The 12,823-nt window shown below is 70.1% G+C and carries 9 protein-coding genes; 6 read left to right on the forward strand and 3 right to left on the reverse strand.

The features are described 5' to 3' along the window. Positions 1-143 precede the first annotated feature (143 nt). The gene (locus tag P2T62_RS11880) at positions 144-1,274 is read right to left on the reverse strand and encodes a glycosyltransferase (RefSeq protein ID WP_276257294.1); all 1,131 of its coding nucleotides are present in this window, start codon (positions 1,272-1,274) and stop codon (positions 144-146) included. 82 nt (positions 1,275-1,356) lie between these two features. Further along, positions 1,357-2,328, reverse strand: coding sequence for a transcription initiation factor IIB (locus P2T62_RS11885; protein WP_276257295.1), 972 nt, complete (start codon positions 2,326-2,328; stop codon positions 1,357-1,359). 315 nt (positions 2,329-2,643) lie between these two features. Here P2T62_RS11885 and gatC point away from each other — a divergent pair, with 315 nt between their 5' ends. Together gatC and gatA are read left to right on the forward strand one after the other, a co-directional pair. Continuing rightward, a complete protein-coding gene (gene gatC / locus P2T62_RS11890) occupies positions 2,644-2,925 on the forward strand; it encodes an Asp-tRNA(Asn)/Glu-tRNA(Gln) amidotransferase subunit GatC (protein WP_276257296.1) in 282 nt (93 codons plus the stop codon). After that, positions 2,925-4,298, forward strand: a complete 1,374-nt coding sequence (gatA, locus tag P2T62_RS11895) for an Asp-tRNA(Asn)/Glu-tRNA(Gln) amidotransferase subunit GatA (protein WP_276257297.1) — start codon at positions 2,925-2,927, stop codon at positions 4,296-4,298. The genes gatC and gatA overlap by 1 nt, the downstream gene beginning before the upstream one ends. Before the next feature lie 273 nt (positions 4,299-4,571). Here gatA and P2T62_RS11900 read toward each other — a convergent pair whose 3' ends face one another. Continuing rightward, on the reverse strand, positions 4,572-5,357 hold the full coding sequence (locus P2T62_RS11900; protein WP_276257298.1) for a DUF6517 family protein: 786 nt from the start codon (positions 5,355-5,357) through the stop codon (positions 4,572-4,574). 195 nt (positions 5,358-5,552) lie between these two features. On the opposite strand from P2T62_RS11900, the gene P2T62_RS11905 reads away from it, so the two are divergent. The 4 genes from P2T62_RS11905 (at position 5,553) to P2T62_RS11920 (ending at position 12,762) form a co-directional block, all read left to right on the forward strand. Beyond that, complete coding sequence (locus P2T62_RS11905; protein WP_276257299.1) at positions 5,553-7,226, forward strand: long-chain fatty acid--CoA ligase; 1,674 nt, start codon at positions 5,553-5,555, stop codon at positions 7,224-7,226. Between the two features lie 98 nt (positions 7,227-7,324). Next, a complete protein-coding gene (locus P2T62_RS11910; protein ID WP_276257300.1) occupies positions 7,325-8,479 on the forward strand; it encodes an acyl-CoA dehydrogenase family protein in 1,155 nt (384 codons plus the stop codon). A gap of 175 nt (positions 8,480-8,654) precedes the next feature. Beyond that, a complete protein-coding gene (locus tag P2T62_RS11915) occupies positions 8,655-10,439 on the forward strand; it encodes a hypothetical protein (RefSeq protein WP_276257301.1) in 1,785 nt (594 codons plus the stop codon). After that, on the forward strand, positions 10,432-12,762 hold the full coding sequence (locus tag P2T62_RS11920) for a DUF7537 family lipoprotein (RefSeq protein ID WP_276257302.1): 2,331 nt from the start codon (positions 10,432-10,434) through the stop codon (positions 12,760-12,762). The genes P2T62_RS11915 and P2T62_RS11920 overlap by 8 nt, the downstream gene beginning before the upstream one ends. The last annotated feature ends 61 nt before the right edge of the window (positions 12,763-12,823 follow it).

The raw sequence follows: 12,823 nt of genomic DNA on the forward strand, positions 1-12,823 counted from the left end.
AACGACGCTTTTCTCGTCGTGAGGGCGACAACAACAACGCGCCCGCCACATCGCGCCGGGACGCCCGGCACCCGGCGCATATCCACCGGCCCCATTCCACCTCGCCCCTTTCCGCACCGTCCCCAGCCCCGGCAGTGCCGGCCTCAGTACTGGTCCATCGCGCTGCGGTACACCGCCGCCAGCCGGTCGACCGCGTGTTCGACGCTGATGGCGTCCCGACGGTCGAGACACGTCTCCGAGAGCGCCTCGCGGTCGACCAGCGTCCAGCGGATGGCCTCGCGGAACGAGGCCGTGTCCCCCGGCTCGAAGTGGAACCCCGTCTCGCCCTCGTCGACCGTCTCGGCGAGCGCGCCGCTGTCGACGCCGACGACGGGGGTTCCGCAGGCGTTGGCCTCCAGGGCCACCAGCCCCTGGGTCTCGACGGGGCTCGGGAAGAGGAACGCGTCGAGGCTGCTGTAGAAGGCCGGTAGCTCCTCGCGGTCGAGGAAGCCCAGGAACCGCACGTCGGCGTCGAGCCCCTCGGCGCTGGCCATCAGACTCGCGCGAGCGGGCCCATCACCGCCGAAGACGACCGTCGGGCGCTCCCCGTCGACGCGGAACCCGTCGACGGCGTCGAGGATCGCCCCGAGGTCCTTCTCGTAGCCGTGTCGCCCCGTGTACCCTAGCAGGAGCCCGTCGCCGAGGTCGTGTCGCTCGCGGAAGGCCGCCGTCTCGACCGGCCGGAACCGGTCCGTGTCGACGCCGTTGGGGACCACCTCGACGGCCGCGGAGACGCCGATGTCCTCCAGGTGCTCGCGGGCCGGCTCCGAGGGGACGACCACGGCGTCCGTGCGGTCGAGGTACCAGCGTTCGTAGCGGCGCGCGACCGCCTCGACGGCATCCGCGAGCCGTCCCTCCGCGATGTAGTCGGCGTACTCGGCGGTCGGGGTGTGGTAGGAGGCGACCAGTGGCAGCTCCTCCCGGCGCGCGAAGCGGGCGCCACCGAGGCCGAGCAGGAACGGCGTGTGCGCGTGGACGATGTCGATGTCGTCGCGCTCCACGGCGGTCGGGACACCGGGGAGCCCGAGGTGGAACCCCTCGTAGTAGGGGAACTCGATGCTCCTGACGGGGTGCTCGGTCGAGGCCGGGTCGTAGTCGGTGGCAGCAGGGTAGACGACGTGCATCCGGCCGCCACGGCGGCCCCACCGCTCGCGCCACGTGCTCACGGTGTAGGTGACGCCGTTCACGGTCGGCAGGTACGTGTCGGTGAACGCCGCGACCGTCGGGACCGACATCGGCCGTCGGTTGACGGGGCCCCGTTTAATCCGTTCGGGTTCGCGGACGGCGCCGTCCCGAGGAATCGCCGGGGAGGAGGAGTCAGGCCGCGAGGCCGTCCTCGGCCTCGAGGAGTTCGTGGTAGCGGTTCCGGATGGTGACCTCCGAGATGTTGGCCACCTCGCTGACCTCGCTCTGTGTCACCTTCTCGTTGCAGAGCAGCGAGGCGGCGTAGACGGCGGCCGCTGCCAGTCCGACGGGGGACTTCCCCGAGTGGATGCCGGCCTGCTTGGCCGACTGGAGCAGTTCACGGGCGCGGCGCTCGGCCTCATCGCTCAGGTCGAGGTCGGACGCGAACCGGGGGACGTAGCTCTCGGGGTCGGCCGGCTTGATCTCCAGTTTCAGCTCGCGGACCACGTAGCGGTAGGTCCGGGCGATCTCGTCCTTCTCGACGCGGGAGACGCCGGAGATCTCGTCGAGGCTCCGCGGGGTACCGGCCTGCCGGGCGGCCGCGTACAGCGCGCTCGTCGAGACACCCTCGATGGAGCGCCCGGGAAGCAGGTTCTCATCGAGTGCGCGCCGGTAGATGACGCTCGCGGTCTCGCGGACGTTGTCGGGGAGGCCCAGTGCGCTGGCCATCCGGTCGATCTCGCCGAGTGCCTGCTTGAGGTTGCGCTCCTTCGAGTCACGGGTGCGGAACCGCTCGTTCCAGGTCCGCAGGCGCTGCATCTTCTGGCGCTGGCGCGAGGACAGGCTGTTGCCGTAGGCGTCCTTGTCCTGCCAGCCGATGTTGGTCGAGAGCCCCTTGTCGTGCATCATGTTCGTGGTCGGGGCGCCGACGCGGGACTTCTCGTCCTTCTCCTTGGCGTCGAACGCGCGCCATTCGGGCCCGCGGTCGATGTTGTCCTCGTCGACGACGAGGCCACAGTCCTGGCAGACCACCTCACCGTGTTCGGTGTCGGTGGCCACGTCACCACCACACTCCGGACAGACGAGCTCCTCGTTCTCGTCGGACTCGTGCTCCGCCGTTTCCTCGTTCTCACGCTGAAAGCGTCTGACACTCGTATCTGTCATTGTGTACTGGGCCGCGATAGGGAGTGGAGGTAAGAAGTTCCCTACTCGTTATCACGTTGGGTCCGAGCCGACTTAAATTCTCGGGCTGAAATGGACGGCAGGGTCACGGAGGAGGCCCAAATTCATCGCGAATCGCGCTCCCGAAGAAGTATCACGATTCCGAACGGATGTTGTTCCAGAGACAGGTCGGGCCCTGGAACACCGGCCGATCGATCGGCGGTCGGAGGAGCGGAGGTCCTCTTCATGCCGGGAGGAGCGGTCAGCCGGGGACGTGGAGTCGAAACCCTTAGTGCCGGGTCAGACGCAGGGCCGGGCATGAGCGATACGGACGCGGTCGACCCCGAGGAGGTCCGCCACGTTGCGGGCCTGGCCCGCGTCGACCTCGACGAGGACGAGGTCGAGCGGTTCGCCGAGCAGTTCGGCGACATCCTCGCGTACTTCGACGCGCTGGACGACGTGCCGGAGACGGACCGCGAGGCCGACCTCGCGAACGTCTTCCGCGCCGACGAGGTACGCGAGGGACTCACGCAGGCAGAGGCCCTGCAGAACGCCCCCGAGTCCGAGGACGGCCGCTTCAAGGGGCCGCGGGTGGGATGATGGCGGCGCAGGACCCCGAGGAGGCACCCGGCGAGGGGCGCCTCGTTCCCGACGACTTCGACGACGACCACGGTGCCTTCCTCACCGTCGAGACGGTCGCCGGCGCCGACGACGGCCCGCTGGCCGGCGCCACGGTCGCGGTGAAGGACAACATCTCGACCGAGGGCGTCCGCACGACCTGCGGCTCGGCGATGCTGGCCGACTACGTCCCGCCGTACGACGCGACCGTGGTCGAGCGCCTGAAGGACGCCGGCGCGACGGTGGTCGGCAAGACGAACATGGACGAGTTCGGGATGGGCACCACGACCGAGACGAGCGCGTTCGGCCCGACCGACAACCCGGCCGCACCCGGCCGGGTGCCGGGGGGCTCCTCCGGCGGCTCCGCGGCCGCCGTCGCGGCCGGGCAGGCCGACTTCGCGCTCGGGAGCGACACGGGCGGCTCCATCCGCTGTCCGGCCGCGTTCTGCGGCGTGGTCGGCATCAAGCCGACCTACGGCCTGATCTCGCGCTACGGCCTCGTCGCGTACGCGAACTCCCTGGAGCAGATCGGGCCCATCGCCCGGGACGTGGAGGGGGCGGCGACCGTCCTCGACGCCATCGCCGGCCCGGACGAGCGGGACGCGACCACGCGCCACGACACCCGCGAGGACCTCGTCGACGACTTCGGCGGCCAGCACCCCGCCGACACGACGACGTACGCCGACGCCGCCGACGGGGAGGTCGACGGCCTCTCTGTCGGCGTCGTGACGGACCTCGTCGAAGGTGCCGACGAGGCCGTCGTCGAGACCTTCGAGGCGGCGCTGGACGACCTGCGCGGCGCGGGCGCGACCGTCCACGAGGTGTCGCTGCCCTCGGTCGAGACTGCGGTGCAGGCCTACTACGTCATCGCGATGAGCGAGGCGTCCTCGAACCTCGCACGGTTCGACGGCGTCCGGTACGGCCACTCGGGCGGCTACGACGGGGACTGGAACGAGACGTTCGCGAAGGCCCGCGAGGAGGGCTTCGGCGAGGAGGTCAAGCGCCGCATCCTCCTCGGCACCTACGCCCTCTCGGCGGGCTACCACGACAAGTACTACAAGCAGGCCCAGGACGCCCGTGCCTGGGTGAAGCAGGACTTCGACGAGGCGTTCGAGTCGGCGGACGTGCTCGCCTCGCCGACGATGCCGGTCCCGCCGTTCGAACTCGGGGAGTCGCTCTCGGACCCCCTCCAGATGTACCTCGCCGACGCGAACACCGTCCCGGTCAACCTCGCCAACCTGCCGGCCATCTCCGTCCCGGCCGGCGAGACGGACCGCGGCCCCGTCGGCCTGCAGCTCGTCGGGCCGGCGTTCGGCGAGGAGACCATCATCCGCGCGGGCAGCGCGCTGGAGTGACCGCGGACGGTCGGCGCCGGTAGCGCCCCTGGCCCGGGTCGCTCGCCCGGGCGAACCGTTTTCGACCCCGGCGGCTCGCAGTCGGTCGAGGTTGTGTCGGTGGGGCCTGAGTCGGCGGATGCGACCGAGAGACAGTCGAGCCCAGGTATTTCTGGCGAGGGCCACGTTTTTATCGAACAATCGCTCAGCTCTGGCAGGAATGCCGCAGATAGATGACTTATCGACAGAAGGTGGTCGCATCGACGACGCCCCCAATCTGGCCCACCATCCGCCTCACGTCACGGTCCGAATCAGCCCGAACGCCTCCTCCCGGTAGGCGTCGGGCGTGAGCCCGAGGTCGATGTCCAGCGTCATGTCCAGCGCCGAACTCAGCTGCTTGTCGATGGTGTCCGTGTAGTTCTCGGCGGCGTGGACGGCGCCGGAGACGAGCGTCGATTCCACGTCCTCGTTGTACCAGACCGCGAGCCAGCCCCGGACCGGGACCGGCTGGCCCTCCAGCGTGATGGTCTCACCGCCGGTGACGGTGAAGCCGAAGTCGTCGACCGGGTAGGTCGCGCTGTACCGGACGAGGTCGGCCGTCTGCCCGGAGTCGACCGCCAGCGTCGACTCGCCCAGGACCTCGATGTCCGTGAGGCCGTCGGCCTCCATCTCCCTCTCGAAGTCCGACTTCGCGGACTCCTTCGTCCGCTGGAGCACCTCCTCGCGCCCGATGCCGAGCGGGAGGCTGTCGAGTTCCGGGTCGAACTCGATGCGGGTGGCGAAGAAGACGCTCAGCTGTCCGGTGACCGAGCCGAGCGTCTTCTCGGCGATCTCCTGTCGGAGCGCCTCGTCCTGGTAGCGGATGGTGTGCCCACGGGCCGTGACCGTTCCGGCGGCGTACTCCTGGGTGAACACCTTGCCGGACTCCTCCGCGTCCTCGCGCCAGCCCCCGGCCTCCAGTTTCGTCTGGTCGACCTCCGGCGGGGGGACCTTCCCGAGAGCGCTCCCGATGAACCCACAGCCCGCCAGGCCGACACCGGCGGCGAGCGAGGACGCCCCGAGGAACTTGCGCCTGTCCATGTCCACGGCTGGTCGTTCGGAGGGAAGGGCCTGCTGGCTGGTTATGACGGTTCGTGAAGTGTTGGCACGGCCGCGGGACGGCCGAGCATCACCTTCGCGTGTGCCGGTCCGGTCATGGCGGACCGCGGTCGGGCATAAATACCCCGTGGTAGACCGGCAACCTTCAAGCCGGAGCCGGGTGAACCTCGAATCGGTATGCCAGGAGGCCACGACCAGACGCTGCGACCGTTCCTGTGGCGCGCCGAGACGCTGTACGGCGACCAGGAGATCGTCTCGCGCACCCACGAGGGTATCGACCGGTACACGTACGACGAGTACAGCGACCGAACCGCCCAGCTCGCCCACGCGCTGACCGAGGCCGGCATCGAGACGGGCAACCGGGTCGCGACGTTCTGCTGGAACCACCACCGCCACTTCGAGACCTACTTCGCGGTGCCGACCATCGGCGCCCAGCTCCACACCATCAACCCGCTCCTGCCGGACGAGCACATCCGGTTCATCGTCCAGAACGCCGAGGACCGGACGATCTTCGTCGACCACTCGCTGTTCCAGAAGCTCGCGGGCGCCATCCAGGGTGCCGACGACGAGTTCGACGCCGTCGACCGCCTCGTCGCGATGGGCGAGGGCGTCCCCGAGGGCGCCGGCGACCTGCCGGTCGACGTGGTGGCCTACGAGGACTTCATCGAGGGGCACCCCACGGAGTACGACTGGCCGGACGTGGACGAGGACCAGCCCGCCGGGATGTGCTACACCTCCGGCACGACGGGGATGCCGAAGGGCGTCGAGTACACGCACAAGATGCTCTGGAGCCACTCGATGGCCTCGCTCACGCCGCAGGGCATCCCGATGGCCGACGACGACGTGGTCATGCCCGTGGTGCCGATGTTCCACGTCAACGCCTGGGGGATGCCGTTCACGGCGACCGCGGGCGGCGCGAAGCACGTCTACCCGGGGCCGTCCCCGGAGCCCGAGGACATCGCGAACCTCATCGAGAACGAGGGCGTCACCATCACGGCCGGCGTCCCGACGGTCTGGATGGGCCTGCAGGACTACATGCAGGACAACGACGTCGACCTCTCGACGCTGGATACGGTCATCGTCGGCGGCTCCGCGGCCCCCGAGTCGATGATCCGCTGGTTCGACGACCACGACGTGACGCTGCTGCATGCGTGGGGCATGACGGAGATGTCCCCGCTGGGCAGCGTCTCGCACCTCAAGAGCGACCTCGAGGACGCGGACTACGAGACCCAGCTCGACCGCCGCTCGAAGCAGGGCCTCACGGTCCCGGGCGTCGAGTTCAAGGTCGTCGACGACTCCGGCGAGGAGGTGCCCCACGACGGCGAGGCGTTCGGTGAACTGTGGGTCCGCGGTCCCTGGGTCACGAAGGAGTACTTCGAGCGGCCCGAGGCCAACGAGGAGGACTTCGAGGACGGCTGGCTGAAGACCGGCGACATCGTCACGGTCGACACGGACGGCTACCTCCAGATCGTCGACCGCGCGAAGGACGTCATCAAGTCCGGCGGCGAGTGGATCTCCAGCGTCGAACTGGAGAACGCCATCATGGCCCACGACGACGTGGCCGAGGCGACCGTCATCGGCGTTCCGCACGAGAAGTGGCAGGAACGACCCGTCGCCTTCGTCGTGCCCGGCGCGGACGCCGACGAGTCCACGCTCGACGAGGAGATCATGGACCTCCTGCGCGAGGACTACCCCAAGTGGTGGCTCCCGGACGACATCGTCTACATCGAGGAGGTGCCCAAGACGGCGACGGGCAAGTTCTCGAAGAAGGACCTCCGCGAGGAGTACGCCGGGCAGTCGCTCATCGACGAGACCGAGGTTCCCGAGGAAGCGGCCCCCGACGACGACTGACGACGGGCGAGCAGCGTCTCGCCGCGTTCTCCTATTTTGAACGAGCAGGCAGCCGCCGGCGTGCGGTTCATGTCCTTCGGGCTGCAACGTAGTGTCGTATGGAACTCGACCTGCTAGCGGCGTCCATCGTCCCCGAGCACGCACGCGACGCCAAGGCCGAGGCTCGCGAGTTCGCGCAGGAACACATCGCACCCAACGCCGAGGACCACTTCGACAGCGGCGAGTACCCGTGGGAGGTGCTGGAAGCGGGGATGGACGCCGGCCTCGTGGCCGCCGACGTCCCCGAGGCGTACGGCGGCCGGGGCTGGGACCTGTACGAGATCCTGGCCGCCGCCGAGGAGTTCTACCGGGCTGACGCCGGCATCGGGCTGGTCCTCCAGCTCGCCTCCTTCGGTAGCGAGATGCTGGTCGAGTACGGCTCCGAGGCCCAGAAGGAGGAGTACCTCGCACCCGTCGGCCGGAACGAGCAGCTGACGGGCCTCGCGGTGTCCGAACCCGAGACGGGGAGCGACCTGGCAGGGATGACGACGACCGCCGAGAAGGAGGGCGACGAGTGGGTGCTGGACGGTGAGAAGTACTGGGTCGGCAACGGCGTCGAGGCCGACTGGCTGACGCTGTACGCGAAGACGGGCGATGACCCCGACAACCGGTACGGCAACTACTCGCTGTTCATCGTCCCGACCGACACGCCCGGGTACGAGGCCGAGCACACCCCCGAGAAGATGGGGATGCGCGCCTCGAAGCAGGCCCACATCGTCCTCGACGGCTGCCGCATCCCCGAGGAGAACCTCATCGGCACGGAGGGTGCCGGCTTCTACATGCTGGCCGACTTCTTCAACCACGGCCGCGTCGTCGTCGGCGGGCACGGGCTGGGTATCGCCGCGGCAGCCATCGAGGAGGCCTGGGACTTCGTCCACGGCCGGAACGCCTTCGGCCGGCAGGTCAACGAGTTCCAGGCCGTCCAGCACACGCTCGCGGATATGCGGCTCACCTTCGAGCAGGCGCGCTCGCTGAACTGGCGCGCCGCCGAGCACGTCGTCGAGAACGAGCAGGCCGGCCTCTGGGCGTCGATGGCGAAGGTGGCCTCCACGGAGGCCGCCGTGGACTGTTCCGAACGCGGGATGCAGCTGCACGGCGGCCGGTCCATCTTCCACGACCGGCGCATTGCCCGGGCCTACCGTGACGCCCGCATCCCGGTCATCTACGAGGGTGCCAACGAGATCCAGCGGAACCTGATCTACAGTCAGTCCTGAACGGGGCACCCGCCCTCCCTCCGTCGATTGCGTGATCCCGGCTATCCGGCCCCCAGCGGCCGCAGAATCGGCCGTTCGGCCGCAGGTTTAATACACCCCGTTTCCCACCTGATGGTAATGCAGACAGAACGAGGGGGGGTTTCCGGGCGTCCCGACCCGGTCTGCGGTGAAGCCCGTGCGTGATGCGGGCGTCCTCCACGACCTGGTGGTACTGGGCTGTGCACTGTTGCTCCTGACCGCGACAGCACCGGTGACCGGCACGCCGTCACCGAGCGACGGCGCCGGTGTCGACGCACTGCAGGACGAGGACACCGGCGCCGTCGACGGGGCCTGCGTCTGGGAGAACACGGTCACCGGCGACGCCTACGGGAACGAGTTCGGCGTCACCTGCACGAACTCTACGCTCGATGGCGGGACCATCGAGTTCGACATGCGGAACGGGTGGGCGTACCTCGTCGTCGTCGAGGTTCCCGACGGTGTCGAGGAGGCACGGTTCGAGGCGCGCCCGACGGGGCCCCCGGAGGCGCCGCAGGTCATCACCGACTACTCGGGGGTCGAACCCGAGAACATCGTTCCGCTACGCGGGTCCACCATCCTCCGCCCGGTCGAGGTGCTCCGGCCACAGGACGGCCAGCGGCGCGTCTTCCGAACCGCCCGCGAGGAAGCGTTCCAGGCAGATACCGACCCCCAGCGCCGGGAGGTGGCCGTCGCCATGACGCCGTACGTCACCCTCGGGTCGCCCGCGGACCAGCAGGTCCGGGCGTACCCGGCGGGCCCGATGCGTGCGAGCCTCGACCTGCCGCCGGGCGTCTACGACCTCGAAATCCGGGCGTACAAACCACGGGTCTGGAACCTGAACGAACTCGACCGCGACCTCGAACGGAAGTTCGTCGCGGGGTCGCCGACGACCCGCTCGACCCTCTCGGTCGGCGTGGGGGACTGCAACCCGCGGTTCTCCGCCCCGCCCAAACTGCGTGAACTCGACGTGCGCGAGACGGAGTACCGTGCGGACCTGACCGACGCGGGGGAGACACTGCGCTCCTCCGGCGGCGGTGGCGGGAGCGGCGCGGCCCGGGCCGCCCAGGCGGCGTCGGTCGCGGACGACGCCGTCAGAGGCGGCGAGGGGAGTCTCTCGGGCGCGATGACGCAGGGCCTGCCGAACGTGGCGCTGAAACGGGCCTACGAGGGGCCGAACGGCGATCGTCCGGACCGGAACCCGGACGTCGAGCAGAAGCGTGCCGATTCGAGCGCCCTGAACCCCATCGAGCGCACGAAGCGCGACCTCGACGAGCGCGTCACGCTGAGTCAGGGGTTCGCCGAGGAGACAGCGGCGGCGACCGACGCCCTGCGGCGCATCCAGCGCGAACGGGCGACGACGCGGGCCGAGATCCGCCGCTGTCACGGCGGGGGCTACACCACCGGAGCAACCGGTGACGACGGGGACACCACGAACGAGGAGCAGTACCGCGCGGACATCTCGGAGGAGGCCGCCATCGAGGCCGTCGCCAGGGGGATGCGGGAACGCGGGATGGTGCCGCCCGCGACGTCCGGCCTGACCCTGGAGAACTACCTCTACACGGATGTCCTGCAGGGGAGCCGTGGCGGGACCGAGACCGGAACGCGCGTCGTCTACATGCGCGTCAGCCCGGACGGCAACCCCCTGCCGAACCCCGAGACCGTCGCCCAGCAACGGGCCAGCGGCGAGGTCGAGACGGGGTCGCTGGAGGGTGCCTCGCACATGCTGACGTTCAAGCAGTTCCGCTACCCCGACGGCGGGCACGACGCCGCCGCGCAGTTCGTCGAGGTGGAGACGGGCATCATCCGGGGCCAGCAGATGGGCTCGGGCGGGGGCGGGACCGCGGGCCTCACCGACGCCGTCGACGCGGCGTGGACCGAGCTCGACGTGACGTTCGGCCGGCCCGACGACGGTCGCGTCGCGCCCGACAACGGGGGTGCCTGACGTGGGGCTCCTCACTCCCCCCTCGCGCCGTGCGCTCGTCACGGTCGCCCTCGTCGTCCTCGTCGCGCTCGCGGGCTGTAACGGGCTCTCCGACCTCGGCCTCGACGACGCGGTGCCGGGCGGCTCGGACGGGGACGCCTCGTTCGCGGCCGTGACGGCCAACGAGTCGCTCGACACGGTGTCGTCGTTCACCCTCGACATCGAGACGCGGACGGCCCGCGGTGACCGGACGGTCGAGGAACGACAGACCATCCGGGCGGGCGACGGCCGGGTGGCGGCCACCCAGCGCCGGCGCATCACGGGCGAGGCGGAGACGGTCGTCTCGACCGACTCCTACAGCGAGGACGGGATGACGTACCTCCGGACGGGCATCCCCGGCGTGGAGGCGTACAGCTACGAGCGGCGGGCGACGGACTCGTTGCTGAACGGGACGGCGCCGACGAACCTCTCGGCGCAGTTCGCGTTCGACCACGCCCGGACCGACGACGGCGACCACCTGTTCACCGTCGACGACCCCGGTCAGATCCGCGGTGACGTGGCGACCGACGACGTCCGGAACGTCTCGGTCAGGGTGCGCGTCGACGACGGTACGGGCCGCATCTCGGACCTGACGTACCACCTCGAACTCGCGGCCGACGGCGGCACACTCACGTACCACACCGAGCGTACGCTGTCGGCGGTCGGCGAGACGACGGTCGAGCGCCCCGACTGGCTGGCCGAGGCGGCACGGCGGACCGGCGGGAACGTGACGCTGTCTGACGGCGGTGGCGGTGCCACCGACCTCGGCGACCCCATCGGCGGCGGGACGGTCTACCCGTCGCTCTCCGTCTCCGAACTCCGCGAGGAGGTCGTGGTGCGTCGGCAGGCCGGCTTCGACGTCCGGAACGCGACGCGCGGTGACTACACCGCGCTCCGGCAGGGGCCGTTCGTCCACGACGGGCAGGTGTACGGCGTCGTCACCGGGAACAAGGACACCTACGAGGAGAACGTCTCGCTGTTCACCGCCGTCTACGCGTTCGAAACGGAGACGATGGCGCCGAACTGGCGGTTCGAACTCCCGGCCGACCACGAACTCGCGGGCGCGCCGACGCTGACCGACGGGACCGTCTACCTGGTCGGCGCGGAAGTGGCGCGCCCCGAGACGCCGGGCAGTTACACCCTCTACGCGGTGGACGCGGCGACCGGTGAGGAGCAGTGGTCGCGGGACATCGGGAGCATCCGTCGGGGACAGCTCCAGCGCATCCGCGAGCGGACCCGGACCCAGCCCTACCCCAGCTTCCTGCTCGACGGGCAGGTCGCGGTCCGGGACGGCCGGGTGTACGTCGTGAACGCGACGCTGGGCCCACAGCGCCTGCTCGCGCTGGACGCCGAGTCCGGTGACGAGGTGTGGCGATTCGACGGTGTCGTCTCCGGCGTCGCCCACCACGAGGACCGCGTCTACCTCGGCGGCTCGACGGACGCCGGGAACGGGACGTACGCGCTCGACGCGGCCACCGGCCGACAGGTGTGGTTCCACCGCGACGCCGAGGCGCCGTACCCCCTGTTCGCGTCGCTGGCCGACGCGGACGGCGTCTACCTGCGGTCGCTGTCGAACGCCTCGACGCGGACCACCATCCTTGCGCTCGACGCCGAGGACGGAACCGTCCGGTGGGAGTTCGCCGACGGCGGGCCACCGATGAGCCTGCTCGACAGCAACGCCTCGGCCGGGACGGTGTTCCTGCGAATCGGGGCCCAGGAGATGCAGAAGCTCGACGCCGGGACGGGCGACATCGACTGGCACATCGGCACCAACCGCGAGGCCGTTCGGTGGCGGGCCGTCGCGGGCGCGGCGAACGTCTACCTCGGTGACGACTACGAACTGTGGGGGGTCGACCGGACGGACGCCCGCTTCGAGGGCACGGAGTCCGAGGGAACGTGGACCGTCCGGCGGGACCCGAACTCGCTGGGCTCGAACGAGCTGTCGGCGGTCCGTGAGGTGAACGGCATCGTCTACACACTCGACGACGCCGGGACCGTGCAGGCATACGACGCCGACGACGGGGAACGGCTGTACGAACACCAGTTCCAGTACGCGGAGATCACCCGGGTCGCCGTCACCGACCGGAAGGCGTACGTCGGGCTGGATACGGGCCAGCTGTACGCGCTGGCGCCGGTGCCCGAAGCGGTCGCCCAGCGGGAATCCGCCACCCCGGCCGGCGACGCGACAGCGGCCGACGCCGGCGACGGAGGACGGCCGACGAGCGCGGTCGGCCCCGGGTTCGGGCTCGTGGGGGCGCTCGCCGCGCTCCTGCTGGGCCTCGTGACCCGGAGGTGGTGGGCGTGAGCACCCCGCTCGGCCCGCCGGGGACGGCCGACGCTCCCCGGCCGCAGGTTTACGGTCCCCT

Origin of the sequence: Haloglomus litoreum (genome assembly GCF_029338515.1) — an archaeon.
GTDB lineage: Archaea > Halobacteriota > Halobacteria > Halobacteriales > Haloarculaceae > Haloglomus > Haloglomus litoreum.